18 protein-coding genes are annotated in these 17,199 nt (G+C 76.3%); 14 read left to right on the forward strand and 4 right to left on the reverse strand.

Going from position 1 to position 17,199, the window contains the following annotated elements; genetic code table 11:
- Positions 1–81 precede the first annotated feature (81 nt).
- The 3 genes from ACPPVO_RS17975 to ACPPVO_RS17985 are packed head-to-tail and all read left to right on the forward strand — an operon-like array spanning position 82 to position 4,360.
- Positions 82–1,776: a hypothetical protein gene (locus tag ACPPVO_RS17975; protein ID WP_426512337.1), complete on the forward strand. Its 1,695-nt coding sequence runs from the start codon at positions 82–84 to the stop codon at positions 1,774–1,776.
- Positions 1,773–2,729 (forward strand): hypothetical protein, encoded by a 957-nt coding sequence (locus ACPPVO_RS17980; protein ID WP_426512338.1) that lies wholly within the window; start codon positions 1,773–1,775, stop codon positions 2,727–2,729. Before ACPPVO_RS17975 ends, ACPPVO_RS17980 begins: the two co-directional genes overlap by 4 nt.
- Positions 2,726–4,360, forward strand: coding sequence for a hypothetical protein (locus ACPPVO_RS17985; protein ID WP_426512339.1), 1,635 nt, complete (start codon positions 2,726–2,728; stop codon positions 4,358–4,360). Before ACPPVO_RS17980 ends, ACPPVO_RS17985 begins: the two co-directional genes overlap by 4 nt.
- A 2-nt stretch (positions 4,361–4,362) precedes the next feature.
- Here the strand turns inward: ACPPVO_RS17985 and ACPPVO_RS17990 are convergent, their stop codons facing one another.
- Positions 4,363–4,911, reverse strand: coding sequence for an NUDIX hydrolase (locus ACPPVO_RS17990; protein WP_426512340.1), 549 nt, complete (start codon positions 4,909–4,911; stop codon positions 4,363–4,365).
- A 66-nt stretch (positions 4,912–4,977) separates the two neighbouring features.
- Here ACPPVO_RS17990 and ACPPVO_RS17995 point away from each other — a divergent pair, with 66 nt between their 5' ends.
- From ACPPVO_RS17995 to ACPPVO_RS18005, 3 genes are read left to right on the forward strand one after another with little or no spacing between them, the layout of a single operon-like run.
- The gene (locus ACPPVO_RS17995) at positions 4,978–5,316 is read left to right on the forward strand and encodes a hypothetical protein (protein ID WP_426512341.1); all 339 of its coding nucleotides are present in this window, start codon (positions 4,978–4,980) and stop codon (positions 5,314–5,316) included.
- On the forward strand, positions 5,313–6,914 hold the full coding sequence (locus tag ACPPVO_RS18000) for an Hsp70 family protein (RefSeq protein ID WP_426512342.1): 1,602 nt from the start codon (positions 5,313–5,315) through the stop codon (positions 6,912–6,914). The genes ACPPVO_RS17995 and ACPPVO_RS18000 overlap by 4 nt, the downstream gene beginning before the upstream one ends.
- Positions 6,915–6,923: 9 nt before the next feature.
- Positions 6,924–7,331 carry a DUF1257 domain-containing protein gene (locus ACPPVO_RS18005; RefSeq protein ID WP_360376921.1) on the forward strand — a complete coding sequence of 136 codons (408 nt, stop codon included), beginning with the start codon at positions 6,924–6,926 and terminating at the stop codon, positions 7,329–7,331.
- Here the strand turns inward: ACPPVO_RS18005 and ACPPVO_RS18010 are convergent.
- The gene (locus tag ACPPVO_RS18010; protein ID WP_426512343.1) at positions 7,328–7,933 is read right to left on the reverse strand and encodes an NADPH-dependent F420 reductase; all 606 of its coding nucleotides are present in this window, start codon (positions 7,931–7,933) and stop codon (positions 7,328–7,330) included. The two genes, ACPPVO_RS18005 and ACPPVO_RS18010, sit on opposite strands and share 4 nt — an antisense overlap.
- Before the next feature lie 65 nt (positions 7,934–7,998).
- Here ACPPVO_RS18010 and ACPPVO_RS18015 point away from each other — a divergent pair, with 65 nt between their 5' ends.
- From ACPPVO_RS18015 to ACPPVO_RS18025, 3 genes are all read left to right on the forward strand, one after another.
- On the forward strand, positions 7,999–8,373 hold the full coding sequence (locus ACPPVO_RS18015) for a winged helix-turn-helix transcriptional regulator (RefSeq protein WP_426512344.1): 375 nt from the start codon (positions 7,999–8,001) through the stop codon (positions 8,371–8,373).
- Between the two features lie 152 nt (positions 8,374–8,525).
- The gene (locus ACPPVO_RS18020; RefSeq protein ID WP_426512345.1) at positions 8,526–9,911 is read left to right on the forward strand and encodes a DUF1996 domain-containing protein; all 1,386 of its coding nucleotides are present in this window, start codon (positions 8,526–8,528) and stop codon (positions 9,909–9,911) included.
- Positions 9,912–9,975: 64 nt separating this feature from the next.
- Positions 9,976–11,385 (forward strand): glycosyltransferase family 2 protein, encoded by a 1,410-nt coding sequence (locus ACPPVO_RS18025; protein ID WP_426512346.1) that lies wholly within the window; start codon positions 9,976–9,978, stop codon positions 11,383–11,385.
- Positions 11,386–11,393: 8 nt separating this feature from the next.
- Here the strand turns inward: ACPPVO_RS18025 and ACPPVO_RS18030 are convergent, their stop codons facing one another.
- Entirely contained in the window at positions 11,394–12,317 is a 924-nt protein-coding gene (locus tag ACPPVO_RS18030) for a glycoside hydrolase family 5 protein (RefSeq protein ID WP_426512347.1), read from the reverse strand.
- A 144-nt stretch (positions 12,318–12,461) separates the two neighbouring features.
- Between ACPPVO_RS18030 and ACPPVO_RS18035 the strand changes: the two genes are divergently transcribed.
- From ACPPVO_RS18035 to ACPPVO_RS18055, 5 genes are read left to right on the forward strand one after another with little or no spacing between them, the layout of a single operon-like run.
- Complete coding sequence (locus ACPPVO_RS18035; RefSeq protein ID WP_426512348.1) at positions 12,462–13,049, forward strand: RNA polymerase sigma factor; 588 nt, start codon at positions 12,462–12,464, stop codon at positions 13,047–13,049.
- Positions 13,046–13,690: a hypothetical protein gene (locus tag ACPPVO_RS18040; RefSeq protein ID WP_426512349.1), complete on the forward strand. Its 645-nt coding sequence runs from the start codon at positions 13,046–13,048 to the stop codon at positions 13,688–13,690. Before ACPPVO_RS18035 ends, ACPPVO_RS18040 begins: the two co-directional genes overlap by 4 nt.
- A gap of 46 nt (positions 13,691–13,736) precedes the next feature.
- Positions 13,737–14,492, forward strand: coding sequence for an ABC transporter ATP-binding protein (locus ACPPVO_RS18045; protein WP_426512350.1), 756 nt, complete (start codon positions 13,737–13,739; stop codon positions 14,490–14,492).
- A complete protein-coding gene (locus ACPPVO_RS18050; RefSeq protein ID WP_426512351.1) occupies positions 14,489–15,802 on the forward strand; it encodes a hypothetical protein in 1,314 nt (437 codons plus the stop codon). Before ACPPVO_RS18045 ends, ACPPVO_RS18050 begins: the two co-directional genes overlap by 4 nt.
- Entirely contained in the window at positions 15,799–16,341 is a 543-nt protein-coding gene (locus ACPPVO_RS18055) for a hypothetical protein (RefSeq protein ID WP_426512352.1), read from the forward strand. The genes ACPPVO_RS18050 and ACPPVO_RS18055 overlap by 4 nt, the downstream gene beginning before the upstream one ends.
- 361 nt (positions 16,342–16,702) lie before the next feature.
- Here the strand turns inward: ACPPVO_RS18055 and ACPPVO_RS18060 are convergent, their stop codons facing one another.
- Positions 16,703–17,185, reverse strand: coding sequence for a hypothetical protein (locus ACPPVO_RS18060; protein ID WP_426512353.1), 483 nt, complete (start codon positions 17,183–17,185; stop codon positions 16,703–16,705).
- Between the last annotated feature and the right edge of the window lie 14 nt (positions 17,186–17,199).

The following is a 17,199-nucleotide window of genomic DNA, read 5'->3' on the forward strand; positions in this document are numbered from 1 at the left end:
GCGGCCCGGGTCGCCGAGCTCACCCCGGACCTGGCCGGCCGGACCGCGCTCGTCGACCGGCTGTGGTCCGAGCTGCTGGCCGTGCCCCGGCCGGACCGGCGGCTGTGGCGGAGGATCGCGCCCCTGCGGCGGCACACGCTGACCGGCGCCGGCCTCGTCGCCGCGGCCGCCCGCGGCGACGGGCACCCGGTCGCCGAATACGCCCGCGAGCGCGTCCTCGGCGGCGGCCACGACGTGCCGGCGACCGCGGTCGACGACCTCGGGCGGCTCGCGCCCGAACGCCCCGAGCTCGCCGCCTGGCTCCTCGCCCACGACCTCGAGCCCACCGACCCGCCCACCGCGGCCGGGTTCCTGCTCGTGACCGGGCAGCGGGCGCGGTACCACGCCCTGGACCCCGACCACGCGCTGCTGCGCGCCGCGTTCGCCGGCGGCGGCCCGGCCCGGCAGGGCGGCCTGCTCGCCGGGGTCGCCGCGGCCGGCCTCGACCCGGCCGTCGTCGCCGGCGGCGGGCCCGGGGCCGGGCCGCTCTGGGAGCTGCCGGCCGCCGACGCGGCCGCGGCCGTGGCCCGGTTCGGCTCCTGGCGCCCCGCCGCGGCCGCGGCGGCGGCCCTGTTCGATCGGCTGGCCGCGGCCGACCCGGCCGCGCTGGCCGCCACGGTCGCCGCACTGCCCGAGCCGTACGACATCCCGCTGCTCGAAAGCCCGATCGACGTGGCGTTCTCGCCCGGCGGCGAACGGCTGGCCGTCGACGGCGGCGACGGCCGGCGCGACCGGCTGGTGGACGTCGACGCGGACACCGGGCGGGTCCTGAGCCGGTACCGCCGCGACTACCGCGGTTACACCCTGACCGCCCGGACCGGCTTCTTCCCGTCCAGCCCGCGGATGCTCGTGCACTACGGCGACGCCGTCGTCGGCATCGACCGCCTCGGCCTGTCCCGCTACGAGCGCGGCCAGCACGTCGCGCTGCACTCCGGCGCCCAGTTCTGCGGCGTGGTCCGCCTCGGCACCGGGTTCGTGGCCCTGCGCATCGACGGCCTGCTGATCTTCGGCGATCCGCGCCGCGTCACCAGCCGCTCGGTCGCGGCCCAGACCGCGTTCGGCGGCGCCCCGGGCCGGTGGATCGCCGCGTCCCCCGACGGCGAGCACATCGCCGCCGCGTCCCAGAAGACCCTCGTCGTGCTCGACGGGCGGCGCCGCCAACTGCTCGCCCGCCCGGCCGGCGGCTCCGGGTACGGCGGCGTCGCGCTCGCCGAGCCCGGATACCTCGTGGCGCTGGCGGACGGGCGCCTCATCCGGTGGCGCATCGACGGCGACCGGCTCGAGGCCGTGGCCGAGACGGCCGCTCCGCACTCGGAGAACCTCGATGTCGTCGACGGCACCGGGCTGCTCGTGGCGCGCGAGAGCGGGCTGCAGTACTACGACGCGGCAAGCCTGGAGCCGGTCGCACCGGCCGCGATCGGGGACGCCTCGATCCAGGTGTACCCGCGGCACGCGGCCGGCCGCTTCGCGTTCGTCACCTGGCGGGCGGAGGAGCCGCGGTACGGCCTGCGGGTGCTGCCCTCGAGGGCCGACCACCTGGCCCGGCGGCCGCTGCGCGAGCTGACCCCCGCCGACGCCGGCCGGCTCGACGCCGCCGCGCGCGAAGCCCCGAGCGGGCGGCGGGAGCTGTACGAGCTGCTGCGCGACTGTGCCCGCCTGCGCTTCGCCACCGAGGTGTCGCTCGGGGACGGCCCGGTCGCGGCCGACGACGACATCGAGATCGGGGGCGCGGCGTGAACGCGACCTGGCGGCGCCTGGTGGAGGACGCCGCGGCCGGGGACCGCGCGGCCGGGCTGAGCCTGCAGTGGCTGCTGGACAAGCGGGTCAGCGCCGAGCTGACGGAGGCGGTGTGGCGGGCGCTGCTCGCGGTACCGTCGCCGGACCCCGCGCTCTGGGCGGCCGTCCGGGCCGACTGCCTCGCGGCGCTCGACGACCACGAGCTGCTCACCGCGGCCGCCCGCGACGACGGGCACCCGGTCGCGGCCCCCGCCCGGCAGCGGGTCCTGGAGCGGGGCGGGCCGGACCTCGAGGCGCTGTGCCTGCGCGCGGCCGGGCGGCCCGGGCTGGCGGCCTGGTGCGCGCAGCACGCGTCGGAGGCGGTGCGCCCGCCCGTGGCCGCGATGCTGCTGCTGGTGACCGGGCAGGCGGAGCAGTACCACGCGGCCGATCCCGACGGCAGCGCGCTGCGGGCGGTGCTGGAGTCGCCGGGCCTGGAGGACCGCGGGCCGCTGCTCGCCGCCATGGCCGCCGCCGGGGTCGAGCCCGTGCTGGTGGCCGGGGCCGGCTCGGGGCGGGCCGGGCTCGTGTGGCGGCTCCCCGTGGCGCAGGCGGCGGACGCGGTGCTCGGCCTCGGCGCGGGGCCGCTGGACGGCTCCACCGAGGCGCGGCTGTTCGAGCTGCTCGCCGCGGCCGACCCGGGCCGGCTCGACCGTGCCACCTTCGCCCTCACCCGCCTCGGCCCGCCCGTCGCCGTGGTACCGCTGCCGGGCGGGCCGCCGCGGGTCGTCGACCTGTGCGAGCTGCCCGAGCGCCCCCTCGGCGAGCTGACGCCGGTCGAGCTGGGCGTGCTGGAGCGGTACCTCACCGGCAGCCACCCGCCCGCCGACGTCCGCGAGCTGCTGGAGCTGCTGCGCGACTGCCTGCGGCTGCGCTTCGGCGACGGGATCGCGCTGGGCGGCGAGCGGCCGTGATCCTCGGCCGCTGGCTGCACGGGGATTCGCTCGTCGCGGCGGCGGCCCGCGGCGAACGGCACCCGCTCACCCGCCTGGCCCGCAGGGTCGTCCTCGCCGGGCGGGACCCCGGCGTCCTGGATCGGCTCGCCGCCCTCGCCCTGGACCGGCCGGGACTGGCCGCCTGGTGTGCCCGCAACGACGTGGTCCCGGCCGACCCGGGGACGGCCGCCGCGCTGTTCCTGCTGACCGGGCAGCTGCGGCGGTACCGCGCGCTCGACCCCGACGCCGCCCTGCTCGCCGAGGCCCTGGCCGCCGCGGGCGTGCAACGGCGCGGACGGCTCATCGAGGCGATGGCCGGCGACCTCGACCCCGCCGCCGTCGCCGCCCGGGTCCGCGGCAGCCGGATGGTCGGGGACCTTCCCGTGGCCGAGGCGGTCGCCGCGGTCGCCGGGTTCGGGTCCTGGCGCCCGGCCGACCCGGCCCTGTTCGACCGGCTCGCCGCCGAGGACCCCGAGCGGATCGCCGCGGCCGTGCGCGCCCTGCCGCCCGTGGTCACCATCGACGTACCCGGCCAGCTCGTCGACCTCACGCTCGCCCCGGACGCCGGGCGGGTCGCGGCCGTCTACCGCGACCAGGCCGGCCACCGGCTCCTCGACGCGGCGCTGACCGGCGGGGCGCGGCACGCGTATGACCTCGACCTCACCGGCGGCAACCTGGCCGACACTCTCGCCATCGGCACGACCCGGCACGTGGCCGTGCACCTCGGCGACGCCGTCATCGCCGCCGACGGCCGCGGCCTGGCGCTCTTCGCCGACGGCTTCCGCCGCGACCTGATCCGCGACCGCGCGTTCCCGGCCCTGGCATCCCTCGGCGACGGCGGCGGCTGGGTCGCGCTGGCCGGGGACGGCCGGCTCGTCTGCGGGGCCCGCCACGCGCTCGTCTGGGCCTCCGCCGCGCCGGTCGCCGACGTGCGGGCCGGCGCCCGCCTGGCCGGCGCCCCGGACGCGCGGCACATCGCCGTGGCCACCCGCGACCTGATCGTCCTGCTCGACGTCAACGGGCGCCCGCTGCTGGAGCTGCCGTGGCGGGGCGGCCCGGACGGCATCGCGTTCACCGCCGGGGGCCGGCTCGTCGCGCTCGAGCGCCCCGGCGGCCCGGCCGGGCTGGAGTCGCGGCTGTACCGCTGGAGGATCGCCGGGAACGAGCTGGTCGAGGAGGCCGTCGTGGCGCTGCCCGCGGCCCGCAACCTCGACGCCCTCGGCGCTCGCCTGCTCGTGCTGGACACCGGCGGCGAGCGGCTGCACGTGCGCGACGCCGCGACCCTGGAGCCCCGCCCGCACGTCGACGCCGGGTCGGCCCGGATCCCGTACCCGCGCGCCGCCGCCGGCCGCCTCGCGCTCAGCGCGCACTGGCTGCGCACCGAGCACGCGATCGAGGTACGCCCGCCCGCCGTCCACCGCCTGGCCGAGCGGCCGCTGTCGGCGCTGACGCCCGGCGACCTCGGCGCCCTCCTCGAGCACGACGAGCGCGACCCGCGCCTCCGCCCGCTGCTGGACCTGCTGCGCGACTGCCTGCGGATCCGCTTCGCGGCCGACGTCGCCCTGGGCCGCCGGGACCATTTCGCCGACGACGACATCGCGCTCGGCTGACGCTACGCGGCGAGCAGCCGGCCCGCCCGCACGATCGTCTCCCGCAGGTTGGACCTGGCCGCGAGCTCGAGCGCCCCGGCCACCGTGAGCCAGCGCAGGGGCGCGTCGGGCTTCTCCGGCCGGGCCGCTTCGGGTGTACCGGTGGCCAGTACGAACCGCACATCGGCGTGCTCGTGGGCCGGCTCGTCGCCCTTCGCCTTCACCGGCACCACCACGACGTGCACGATCTCGGCGCGGGCCGCGTCCGGGTACGGCACCAGGTCGGCGAGGCCCGTCTCCTCCGCGCCCTCGCGCAGCGCGACGGCGACCGGGTCGGTCTCACCCGGGTCCCCGTGCCCGCCGACCTGCAGCCACGCCTCCTGCCGCGCGTGCCAGCGCAGCAGCACCCGCCCCGACGCCGGGTGCACGACCAGCGCGGACGCGGTGACGTGCAGCGGCGTCGCCCGCGACCACACGTCGCCCCCGGCCGCGAGCAGCGCCCGCACCCGGGCCACGTCGGCCTCCTCGTCGGCGTCGGCGGGACGGTAGGCGGCGATCAGCTCGTTCAGCACGATCGAAAATCCTAGCGCCCGGATGGCATGCTGATGGCGGGCGCCGGCACGGGGAGGATTGCGTCGATGAAGCGGAGCACGTTCGCGGGCGTCAGGCCGGCCCGGCGGGTGCGGGACCTCGCGCTGCCCGAGGCGATCGACGCGGTCGCGCGGTTCACCGGGCCCCCCGAGGACCCGGTCGACGCGGCGATCGCCCGTGCGCTCGCCGCCGCTCCCGACGGACTGGCCGGGCAGGCCCGGCTGCTGCGCGAGGTGCTGCCCCCGCCGGTGTACGCGCTCCTGCACCTCCCGCTCGGCTCGCTCGGCCCCGGGGACGTGGACGAGCTGGACGCGTTCCTGGAGCCGGGCGGCCGTGCGGTGCCGGAGTTTCTGCGGGCGCTGCTCGCCGGGGAGGCAGCGGCTTGACCACGCGCATCGGGATCGACTTCGGCACCGCGAACACCGTCGTCGCCGGGTGGGACGCCGTCGCGCAGCGGGCCGAGCCCGTGCCGCTGCCCGGGTACGACGTCGTCCGTGAGCCGGTGCCGGGGCTGCCGCAGCGGGTCGTGCCGTCGATCGTGGCGTACCGGACGGACCCGGAGGGCCGCGTGCACACCGCGATCGGCGCCGGCGGGCTCGCCGACCCCGGGCCCGGCGGGACCGTCTTCCGGTCGATGAAGAGCAACCTGTCCGGGCGGGTCGCCGACGTGCCGCGGACCGTCGGCGGGCGGCCGATCACCGGACGGCAGGCCGCGACCGACTTCCTGCGCGGCGTCACCGCGCTGGCGGTCCTCGCGGTCGGCGCCGACGACCTCGAGATCGTGGCGACGGCGCCGGTGGAGACCTTCGACGCGTACCGCGACTGGCTCGTCACCGAGGTCGGCCGGGACCTGCCGCAGGCCCGGCTGCGGGTCGTCGACGAGGCGACGGCGGCGGCGGTCGGGTACGGCGGCCGGATGAGCCCCGGGGATGCGTTCTGCGTCTTCGACTTCGGCGCCGGCACCCTGGACGTGTCGGTGGTGGTCGTGCGCGACCCCGACGAGGCGTCCGGCGGCGCCGGGGTGCGGGTCGTGGCCAAGGCGGGCGCCGACGTCGGCGGCAACCACGTCGACGCGCTGCTGGCCCGCTGGGCCCTGGAGCGCTCCGGTGGCGCGCCCCGCGACCCGGTGCGGCACAACCAGGTGTTCGCCGCGGTGCTGGCCGAGGCCGAGGCGGCCAAGGTGGCGCTGAGCCACCGGGACACGGCCCGCATCGCCGTGCCCGGCGCGGCCCGGCCGGTCGAGGTCACCCGGGCCGGCCTGGAGCGGCTGCTGCGCGACGAGGACCTGCTCGGGCGGGTCAACCGGACGCTGCGCCGGGTGCTGGACGCGGCCGCCGCGCGCGGCTTCCCGGCGGGGGACCTGGCCCGGGTGTTCCTGGTCGGCGGCACCAGCCTGATCCCGGCCGTGCAGGACCTGCTGCGGATGCAGTTCGAGCCGGGCGTGCTGCACCTGGACCGGCCCCTGGAGGCGGTCGCGGTCGGCGCCGCGGGCATCGCCGGCGGCCGCGAGCTGCACGACCACATCCAGCACGACTACGCGATCCGCCACGTCGACCAGCGCACCGGCGGCTACGAGTTCGAGCCGCTGGTCGCCGCGGGCACGCCGTACCCGACCGAGGCGCCGGTCCGGTCGCTGACCATCCGCGGCGTGCGCACCGGCCAGCGCCGCCTGGGCCTGGCCGTCTACGAGCTGGCGCACGCCACGTACCGCGACGCGAGCGCCGACCTGGAGATCGTCTTCGACCGCGACGGCGGCGCCCGGGCCACCCCGGTGAGCGAGCAGCAGCGGCAGGAGCGCACCTCGCTGTGGCTCAACGAGGACAGCCCGACGTTCCTGGAGGCCGACCCGCCCGCGGAGGCCGGCGCCGACCGCTTCCTGCTCGAGTTCCGCATCGACTCGCAGAAACGCCTGACCGTGTCCGCCTTCGACCTCGACCGCAAGATCTGGCTGCTGGACCGCCGCCCGGTCGTCCGCCTCGCCTAAGGGGAGCCCATGTCGCACTTCACCCGCGTCCGTACCGCGCTGCGCGACCCCGCGCTGCTGTCCAAGGCGCTCGCCGCCGTCGGCTTCGAGGAGACCGAGGTGCACGACGTCGCGCAGACGCTGTACGGCTACCGCGGCGACGCCCGCCCCGAGCGCGCCGAGGTGATCGTGCGCCGCGCCCAGATCAGCGAGATGAGCAACGACATCGGCTTCCGGCGCAGCGTCGACGGCACGTTCGAGGCGATCGTGAGCGAGTTCGACCGGCGCGAGTACGGCGACCCGTGGCTGCAGCGGCTCACCCAGGAGTACGGGCGCGCCGCGACGCTGGAGTACGCCGAGCACAACGGCTTCGAGGTGGCCGGCGAGGAGCGCGAGACCGACGGCTCCATCCGGCTGCTGCTGCGCCGCTCGGCCTAGGACTGGGCCTGGACCTGGGCCGGCTCCGGGAAGATCCCGCGGGCCGCGCCGCCCGCGAACCAGACGCCGATCGCCAGGGCCGCGGTCGCCTCCAGGTACGGCGCCCGGGCCAGGCCGCCGCACGGGGCCGGGGTGCAGCCCATCGACGCGATCAGGGCCGCGACCTGTTCGCCGGCCGCCGGGGTGGAGGCGCAGAAGGGCACCGTGAGGGGGAGGCCCTCGAACGCGGGCGGGTCCAGGGTCCAGATGCTCGCGTGGCAGACGTTGAACGCCTTCACCACCGCGGCCCCCGGCGCCGCCGTCGCGATCTGCGCGGCGATCGACGAGCCGGGTGGCACGGTGAGCATCGGGCCGTCCGGGCCGGGCCCGACGGGGTTCGTGCAGTCGAGCACGATCCGGCCGGCGAGCACGTCCGCCAGGTCCGCGGCCAGGGTCGGGGCGGCCGGGGCGGGGACGGCGAACAGCACCAGTTCGCCGTGGCGGGCGGCGGTGCGCAGGGTGCCCGTGGACCGGCCGCCGACGAGGACGTCGTGGCCGGCCCGGGTCCAGGCGCCGCCGAGGGTGGTGGCCATGTTGCCGGTACCGAGAATGCCGATCTTCATGCGGCGAACGCTAGACGCGCCGATCGACACCGCGCGGTGTCCGTCGGGCGGGGCAGAATCGGCTGATGGACGAGGACGAGTTCACCGCCGACTGCCAGGCCCGGATCGCGTTCGAGGTCCTGGCCAACCGGTGGGACAGCGTCGTGGTCTTCACGCTGGGCGCCTACGGCCCGATGCGCCCGCGCGCGCTCGTCGAGCGGATCGGCGGGCTCGGGCCCAAGGTCCTCCACGATGCGCTGCGCCGGCTGGAGTACAACGGGCTGGTCTTCCGCCGGCCCTACGGCGAGGCGCCGCCGCGCGTCGACTACGCCCTGACCGCCGCGGGCGAGGGGCTGCTCGAGCCGATGCGCGCGATGGGGCAGTGGGCGCTGCGGTACGGCGACGCCGTCCTCGACGCGCAGGAGCGATTCGCCGGGGAGCGCTCTCCGCGCGCGTCCTGAGCGAGGGTCTTGGGAGAGCGCTCTCCCATTTCGGCCAGGCATTGACATGCGTCAAGTGGGGGGTTCACAGTGGGAACTCCACAGAGAGCGCTCTCTGGCAAGATCGGCCGGACTCCGCCCCCGGCCGACCCGCCGACCCCGGAGGATGCTTCATGACCCGACCCGCACGCGCGGGCCGATCCCGGCTGCGCACGATTCTGATCGGTGCCGCGGCCACAGCGCTCGCCGGCACGTTCCTGACCAACCTCGCGCTGCGTTCAGCCGACGCGGCCGAGACCCCCATCTCGCAGGGCAAGACCGCCACCGCGTCGTCCACGGAGAACGGGGGCACCCCCGCCTCCGCCGCGGTCGACGGCAACGCCGGCACCCGCTGGTCGAGCGCGTTCAGCGACCCGCAGTGGCTGCAGGTCGACCTGGGCTCGAGCGCCATCATCACCAAGGTGGTGCTGAGCTGGGAGGGCGCCTACGCCAAGGACTTCACCATCCAGACCTCGGCCGACGGCGCCGCCTGGACCACGATCAACACCACGGTCAACGGTACCGGTGGCACCCAGACGCTGACCGTGAACGGCTCCGGCCGCTACGTGAAGCTCAACACCACCAAGCGGGCCACGCAGTACGGCGTGTCGCTGTGGGAGTTCCAGGTCTTCGGCACCGGCGGCACCACGACCCCGCCCAGCAGCGGGGCCGGCTGGGTGAACATGGACCAGAACAAGTGGCAGGCGCAGGTGGCGGCGTTCAACGCGCTGCCGACGCACCCGGCTCCGGCCAACGCGGTGCGCGTCTCGGAGTTCAACGCGGCGTGCACGTACAGCCATTCGTTCAAGGACGACCCGATCGTCTTCCCCGGGCTGCCGGGCGCCTCGCACATGCACAGCTTCCTGGGCAACCGCAGCACCAACGCGAACACGACGACCGAGTCGCTGCTGGGTAGCACCGCGACCAGCTGCGGGCCGGCCAACGACCTGTCGGCGTACTGGATCCCGACGCTGTACGAGAACGGCGTGGCCGTCGAGCCCAGCGGCGTGACCGTGTACTACGGCTCGCGGCTGCCGGACCCGAGCCCGACGATGCCGTTCCCGCAGGGCTTCCGGATGATCTCCGGCGACGCCAAGCTCCAGGTGGCCACCCCGGCGGGCTCGCCGAACCAGTTCTGGTGCGCCGGCGCCGGCGGCGAGATCGGCCGCAGCACTGACGGCAACTGGCCGCGGTGCGCCACCACCGCGTACCTCAACTACCAGCTGGTCTTCCCGGACTGCTGGGACGGCGTGCACCTGGACAGCCCCGACCACAAGTCGCACGTCGGCGGGGCGGTCAACGGCAAGTGCCAGGGCCAGTTCCCGATCGCCATCCCGAACATCTCGTTCGTGATCGCGTACCCGACCCACGGCAGCGCGGCCGGCTTCACGCTGGCCTCGGGCATGGCCTCCTCGATCCACGGCGACTCGTTCCTCGCCTGGGACAACACGGCCATGGGCCAGCGGGTCAAGGACTGCGTGCGGCAGAAGGCCAAGTGCAACACCGCTGGTACGTTCTGACGTTTTTCAAGGACGGGGGTGTGCCGACGGCATACCCCCGTCTCGTCCCGGGTAGCTGCGCACGGTGGGAGCCTCGCAGCGCCGGCTCGCCCGCTGGCGGCCCGCGTACTCGCCATTGATCCTGGCGTACCTGATCATCGTGGTGAGCGAGACCTGGCTCACCCAACCCCATCCCGGCGTGCTCGGCTGGCCGCTGACCGTGCTGTGGACGTGGCCCATCTTCACCACGCTCACCGGCATCTTCGGCGTGAACCGCACCCGAAAACGGCTCCGCGACTCGGCGGCGCGCTGGAACGGGCAGGGGCCGACCAGCACCGCCGAGTCGCTCATCGTGGTCGTGCCCACCGTCGGCCGGGACGACACCCAACCGGCGCTGGATCGCTCGGTCCGCTCGTACATCAGCTGGCTGCCGCCCTGCTTTCCGCACCTGCGCGTGGACATCGTCGTGGACGAGGGCTGCGAGGCCGAGCCCCGGATCAAGGAGCTGGCCGCCGAGAGCGACCGGGTGCGGGTCGTCGCGGTCCCGGCCGACTACCGCACCCCCAACGGCACCCGGTTCAAGGCGCGGGCGGCGCAGTACGCGCACGAGCTGCGCGTGCACGAGGGGGAGGCCCGCGACGACGTCTGGGTGCTGCACATGGACGACGACACCGGCGTCGGCCCGGACACCGCGCTGGCGATGGCCCGGTTCGTCGAGGAGCAGCGCGCCGCCGGCGACGCCGCCAAGCACCTGGCCCAGGGCATTCTGACCTACCCGCGCGAGTACGCGCTCAACAAGCTCACCTGGCTCGCCGACTCCGCGCGCCCGGCCGAGGACGTCGGGCGGTTCTCGGCCTGGACCGGCGGCGGTACCCCGCGCGCGGGCGTGCACGGCGAGCTGCTGCTCGTGCGGGCCTCGGTCGAGGCCACGATCGGCTGGGACTTCGGCCCGCGCAGCCTGGTCGAGGACGCCCAGTTCGCCCTCATCTTCAGCCAGCGGTACCCGGGCCGCAGCGCCTGGTTCGGCGGGCGCTGCTACGGCGCGTCGCCGGCCAGCCTGGGCGACTTCTTCCGCCAGCGGGAGCGCTGGTCCTGGGGCCTGGCCGGGCTGGTCTTCAACCGGACACTGCCCCTGCGCAACCGGCTGCTGCTGGGCTACTCGGTGCTGTCCTGGGTCATCGGCCCGCTGCAGAACGTCATGGTCGTCATGCTGGTCGGCCTGCTCATCGCCGACCCGAACACGTCGCCGACGACGGTGCTCATCATCCCGCTGTGGGCGGTGAACATGGCCTACGTGATCTGGATGTACTGGGAGGGGCTGCGGGTCAACGCCGGGGTCTCGGCCGGCGGCCGGCGCCGCTGGTGGGAGCCGGTCGCCGTGATCGCCCTGATCCCCGTGTTCGGGCTCATGGAGGGACTGCCGGGGCTGCGCGGCTTCATGAAGTTCGCGCGGCGGGCCGAGAACCGGTTCCTGGTCATCGCGAAGCCGTCATGAAGCGGCCGTCATGAAGCGGCCCGCTCGAAGACCGCCGCCTCCTTCGACGTGGCCCGGATCCCGTCGAAGAGGTGGCGGCCCCACTCCGTGAGGCGGCCGGCGTCGAAGCCGTCGGCCGCGTCGAGGTACTCCACCCCGCCGCCGTTGCCCGACCACGACCAGCCGAGGTACCCGATCCCGCGCGCGTCGGCCTCGCGCACGATGGCGTCGGCGGCCACCGGCCCGTCGGTGTGCCGCGGCCCGAACTCGCCGACGACCAGCGGCAGCCCGTTGCGGCGGAACGCGTCGAAGTACTCGGTGACCTTCGCGGCCGTGCCGTAGACGCCGTACATGTGTACGGAGAACACCGTGTTGTGCTGCGGGTCGCCGTTGAAGACCGCCGGGGCGCCGTCGCGCATGCCGCCGGACCAGTCCTGGCCCCAGTTCGGCCCGTCGGCCATGAGCAGATGGCGCAGGCCCGCGGCGCGCACCTTGCCGATCGCCGCGCCGGTCGCGCCGGCCCAGCCCGAGGTGTCGCCGTTGCCGTACGGCTCGTTGCCCAGGTTCACCACGACGAAGTCCTCGGTGCCGCGCAGCGTCGGCGCGAGCCCGGTCCAGAAGTCCGCGGCGCGGTCGAGGGTGACGGCGTCCGCGCGCTCGCCGTAGCCGGTCGTGTCGTGGTTCTCCAGCACGCAGACGAGACGGTTGTCCTTGCAGTGCCCGACGATCGTGGCCACCTCGCCCGCCGTCACGTCGCCGGTGAGCACCACGCGCACCGTGTTGGCGCCGAGGCGCTTGATGTCGGCGAACGCGCCGGTGCGGTCGCGGTACCAGGCGTAGGGGTGGCTGATCCCGCGCATCACCAGTGGCCGTCCGCCGGCCTCCACGATGCTCGCCCCGCTCACGTGCAACCCGCCCGTGGGCGCGGTGCGGGCTGGGCGTGATGGCTTCACGACGGCGACTCCGATCGCGACGAGGAGCACGGCTACGAACGCGAGGATAGGAACGGCTCGGCGCATCCCGACGAGGCTGCCAGCGGGTTCACCCGGACAACCACCCTGCTGGCGGGAACATCCTGTGGCCCGGATCACACGCGGATGAGAACCTGGGCTCCCGCGGCGGTCGTCAGGAGAGATGTGAGACGAGGTCTGGACGCGCTCGACGAGGAGGAGCTGCTTCGGCGCACCGCCCGCGGCGACCGGCGCGCGTTCGACGAACTGTACCGGCGCACGGCCCCGTGGCTGGCGGCCCGGCTGCGGCGGCGCTGCGCCGACGACGACCTCGTCGCCGATGTACTCCAGGAGACCTACCTGGCCGTGTGGCGCTCGGCCGGCAGCCAGGCCCGCGCCGGGCTCGGCGGCAACGCGCCCGCGTGGCTGTGGACGATCGCCGCCAACCGCCTCGTCGACGCGTTCCGGCGGCGGGCCCGGGCGGAGCGGGTACCGCCGCCGGAACCCCCGGCCGTGGCGCCCGCCGCGGAGGAGCAGGCGCTCGCCGCCGACCTCGACGGGGACCTCGGCCGGGCCATGCTCGCCCTGCCGCCGGAGCTGCGCGACGTCCTGCGCGCGCTGGTGCTCGACGGGCTCACCGTCCGCGAGACCTCGGCGCTGCTGGGCATGCCCGAGGGCACCGTCAAGACCCGCGCGCGGCGGGCCCGTCTCGCACTGCGGAAGGCACTGTCATGAACGACGACATCCGGGCGTTGGTGGACCGGGCGGCCGCCGGTATCGCGGCCGGGATCGACCAGGGCCCGGCGCCGGTTCGCGCCCGGCGGTTCCGGTCGGCCGGGCTCGCCGGGCGGGTCGCGCCGTGGCTCGCCGCCGCGGCCGCGCTGATGGTGGCCGCGGTCGCCCTGGAGCAGACGTTCACCAGCCTGCCCTCGCTCGTCCTGCTGCTCGCCCCGGTCGCGCCGCTGCTGCCGGTCGCCGCCGCGTGGAGCCGCCGCACCGACCCGGCCTGGGAGCTGCTCGCATCCGTGCCGCGGTTCGGGCTGGGACTGCTGCTGCGCCGTACCCTCGCCGTCCTCGCCGCCGTCATCCCGCTGCTCGCGGTCGCGGGCCGGGCGACCGGGCACGCGCCCGCGCTCTGGCTGCTGCCGTGCCTCGCCTTCACCGCCGCCAGCCTCGCGCTCGGCGGCCTCACCGGCGTCGACCGGGCGGCCCTCGGGCTCGCCGCCGGCTGGGCCGTGCTCGTCGTGGCGCCCAGCATCGTGGCGGCCCGCCTGCCGGCGCTGCTCGCCGCCCCGGCCGGGCCCGGCTGGGCCGCCGTCACCACCGTCCTGTTCGCCGTGGCCCTGTTCCGGGGCCGATCGGAGGCTTTGCGATGACCATCAACACCGTGGCCCGGCTCCGGGCGCGACCGGAGGCTCGGCGATGAACGTCCGTGCCGAGGCCCTGCGGGTGCGGGCCGGGCGCCGGCTCGCCGTGGACGGGCTCGACCTGGCCCTGGGCGTGGGCGTGCACGGCCTGCTCGGCCCGAACGGCGCCGGCAAGACCACGCTCATGCGCGCCCTCGCCACGGTCCTCGAGCCCGCCGGCGGCCGGCTCTCGCTGCTCGGCACCCCCGTGACCGGGCGAGCCGACCTGCGCCCGGTGCGGCGCCGGCTGGGCTACCTGCCGCAGCACTTCGGGTACTACCCGCAGTTCACGGTGCGGGAGTTCGTGGAGTACATGGCGTGGCTCAAGGAGATGCCCCGCCGCGACATCCCCGGCGCCGTACAGCGGGCCGTCGACCGGGTCGGGCTCACCGCCCGGGCCGACGCCCGGATGAAGACGCTCTCCGGCGGCATGCTGCGCCGCGCCGGCATCGCCCAGGCGATCGTCAACGACCCCGAGCTACTGCTGCTCGACGAGCCGACCGTGGGGCTCGACGTCGAGCAGCGCATCGAGTTCCGCGCCCTGCTGCGCGACCTCGGCGCCGGCGGCTGCGTGCTCGTCTCCACGCACCTCGTCGAGGACGTCGCCGCCGCCTGCACCGACGTGGTGCTGCTCGACGAGGGCCGCCTGGTGTGGCAGGGCGCGGCGACGGACCTGGCGGAGCGGGGCGCGACCGGCGATGCCGGCGACAGCGCGACCGAGCGGGGCTACTCGGCGCTGCTGCGCGAGCACCGCGGCACGGTGGCGGCGTGATCGCCCGGGTCGTGCGCCTGGAGCTGGGCCGATCGGCCGCGGCCGTCGTGGCGGTGGCGTCCTTCGTCATCGGTACCGCCCTGCTGTTCTCCTTCCCCCAGGCGTTCGCGGGCCGCTGGCTGCAGCTCGCCGCCGCCCTGCGCGTGCTGCTCCTGGTGCTGTTCCCGATCGCGCTCGCCGGTGGTGCCGCGCTGGGCCGCCGCGAGGCCCGCGCCGGGGTCGGCGAGCTCTTCGCCGCCACGCCCCGGCCCCGCCGGCACCGCATCCTCGCCACCGCCGGCGCGCTCGGCGCGGGGCTGCTCGCCGCGTACGCGCTGACGTTCCTGGCCGGGCTCGCCCGGGTCGTGCCCACGTCCGGGTACTTCCCGCCGTCCGCCCTGGCCGTGGCCGGCGTCGGCGCGCTTTCCCTGCTCGCCGGGGGCTGGCTCGGCCTGGCCGCGGGCCGCGCGGTGCCGCGGTTCGTCACCGCCCCGGTCGTGGCCGTGCTCGGCGTCGCCGTCGTCGGGATGGTGCCGGAGTGGGCGCGGGTGGCGCCCGGCGCGGGCGCGGACGCCGCGGCGCTGCTGCTCACCCCGGTGTACGCCGGCGGCATCGACGACTTCCAGACCGTCGCGGCCCGGGTCAGCCTGGTGCAGGCGCTCTGGCTCGCCGCCCTCGCCGCGACCGGCCTGCTGCTGGCCGTCGCCCGGCCCCGGACCGTCGCCCCGGCGCTGCTGCCGGCCGTGCTCGGGGCGGCGGTCGCGGTACCGCTGCTGCCTTCGGGCGGTTATGCGGCGGCGGCCGCCTACGATCCGGGCGCCGTCGAGCTGATCTGCGACGACCACGGCCCGCAGGTCTGCGTCACGCGCGTGCACGCCGCCCTGCTGCCCGACATCGCCGGCCCGGTCCGCGCCGCCCTCGCGACCCTGGCCGCGCGGGTGCCGGGCGCGCCGACGCGGGCCGTGGAGAGCCGCGCGCCCGTCTACGGCACCGGCCCCGCCGACCCGCCGCACGCCGCCGGCACCCTCGTCTTCCTGGCCCCCTCGATCGGCGCGAACGGCCGCGCCGACCTGCGCGACGGCTCGTTCCCCGGGCTCGTGCTCGGCGCCGCCTGGGAGCAGACCTGCGACCCGGCCCCGGCCGGCGCCTTCGAGGGCCGCGAGCTGGCGGTGGCCTGGCTGACGGGCGCGGCCCCGGCCCGTCCGGAGCCGGCCGCGGCCTACACGGCGCTGCGGGCCCGCCCGGAGGACGAGCAGCGCCGCCTGATGGTGGCGGCGCGCGAGGCGGTGCTGGCCTGCCGCCCGGACGCGTTCGCGGGCCTGACGTCATGAGGTGGCTGGGCCTGTACCTCCGCTCGCGGCGGGTGCCGGCGGCTCTCGCGGTCGCCGTGGCCGTCGCCGGTCTGGCCTGGTTCGTGCGCGCCGACGTCCGGCTCGGCGCGCTGACGGCGATGCTCGCGGTGGTCGCCTTCGGCGCGGGGCTCGGCGCCCCGGACGAGGCGCTGGAACGCACCGGTGCCGTGCACTGGCCCGCACGCCGGGCGGCGCACCTCGGCGCGGTCGCGGTGCTCGTGGCCGGGCTGGTCGGGGCCCGGTTCGAGCCGCTGGCCGTGGTGGTGCGCGACATCGCCGGGCTGCTCGGGCTGGCCGCGCTCGGCGCCGCCGTGCTGGGGGCCGCGCACGCCTGGGTCGCCCCGCTGCTGTGGACCCTCGTGGCGGTGCTGCCGCTGCTGGGGCCGAGCGCCGACGTGCGGATGCAGGTCGCCGCGTGGCCGGTCCAGCCCGCGGCGACCACGGCGGCCCTGGTGTGCGCGCTCGCCCTGGCCGCGGCCGGCCTCGCCGCCTACGCGCTGCGGGGAGCCCGGGCGTAGGTCAGGATCGCCGCGCCGCCCCTGAGCGACACCACGAAGTCGGCCCTGGCCGACGGCACCGGCCCGCTGGGTCCGGCCTTCTCGGCCGTGAACGCGTACCTGCACGGCACCGCGGCCCCGGTGGAGGCCGGGAACCTGGTCACGCCCTATCTGCAGGCCGTGCGCCGGGCCACCGAGACCGTGCGCCGCATCGGCGACTAGGGGCTGTATCGAAGTGGGGGTCGGAGCGAGGCGAGGCTCAGGCGTCGGCTGGGGCGGCGCCGGGCGCGCCCCGATACCGGGTTGTATCGGGGTGTGACCGGGGTGGTTCCAGGCGGCGTCTGAGTCCGCCGCAGCCCGGCCATCCACTTCGATACAGCCCCTAGTACTCGACGACCAGGCGGCCGTCGTCGAACGACACGCCCCGGATCTGCGTGCCCTCCGGCAGGGCGCGCAGCTGGTCGTGCAGCTGGCCGGCGATGTTGACGCCGACCACGAAGTCGATGACGTCGACGTTGTCCGGGTCGATCGCGCCGCCCAGCGCCGGCGGGTGGCTGAAGTCGTAGACCTGCTCCGCGGCCGGGGTCAGGCCGCGGCGGGCCAGCTCCGCGGTGAGGCCGGCGAACAGGTACCGCTCCTGCCCCTCGGCCGTGTTGAGCTCGGCCGAGACCGCCTCCATGCTGGGCCAGCGCCGCTGCAGCGTGCCGCCGACCGTGTCCAGCCACCAGATCCCGTCGAGCCCGCGCAGGAAGATGTCGCCGAAGAGCGAGGCGTACGCCGGGGTCTTGTCCTCCAGGCCGATCCACTGCCACGAGTCCAGGGCACCGGCGAACCGGTCCGCCGGGAACGTCTTGATCAGCTGCATGCGTCATGTGTACC

This window comes from Dactylosporangium sp. McL0621 (assembly GCF_049995355.1).
Lineage (GTDB): Bacteria > Actinomycetota > Actinomycetes > Mycobacteriales > Micromonosporaceae > Dactylosporangium.

Bases quoted from the DNA above. Each gene is read 5' to 3' on its own strand.
- ACPPVO_RS17995 (WP_426512341.1), top strand. From the start codon at position 4,978: ATGAAGCGGAGCACGTTCGCGGGCGTCAGGCCGGCCCGGCGGGTGCGG.
- ACPPVO_RS18020 (WP_426512345.1), top strand. From the start codon at position 8,526: ATGACCCGACCCGCACGCGCGGGCCGATCCCGGCTGCGCACGATTCTG.
- ACPPVO_RS18005 (WP_360376921.1), top strand. From the start codon at position 6,924: ATGTCGCACTTCACCCGCGTCCGTACCGCGCTGCGCGACCCCGCGCTG.
- ACPPVO_RS18060 (WP_426512353.1), bottom strand. From the start codon at position 17,185: ATGCAGCTGATCAAGACGTTCCCGGCGGACCGGTTCGCCGGTGCCCTG.
- ACPPVO_RS18055 (WP_426512352.1), top strand. From the start codon at position 15,799: ATGAGGTGGCTGGGCCTGTACCTCCGCTCGCGGCGGGTGCCGGCGGCT.
- ACPPVO_RS18015 (WP_426512344.1), top strand. From the start codon at position 7,999: ATGGACGAGGACGAGTTCACCGCCGACTGCCAGGCCCGGATCGCGTTC.
- ACPPVO_RS18045 (WP_426512350.1), top strand. From the start codon at position 13,737: ATGAACGTCCGTGCCGAGGCCCTGCGGGTGCGGGCCGGGCGCCGGCTC.
- ACPPVO_RS18040 (WP_426512349.1), top strand. From the start codon at position 13,046: ATGAACGACGACATCCGGGCGTTGGTGGACCGGGCGGCCGCCGGTATC.
- ACPPVO_RS18010 (WP_426512343.1), bottom strand. From the start codon at position 7,933: ATGAAGATCGGCATTCTCGGTACCGGCAACATGGCCACCACCCTCGGC.
- ACPPVO_RS18035 (WP_426512348.1), top strand. From the start codon at position 12,462: ATGAGAACCTGGGCTCCCGCGGCGGTCGTCAGGAGAGATGTGAGACGA.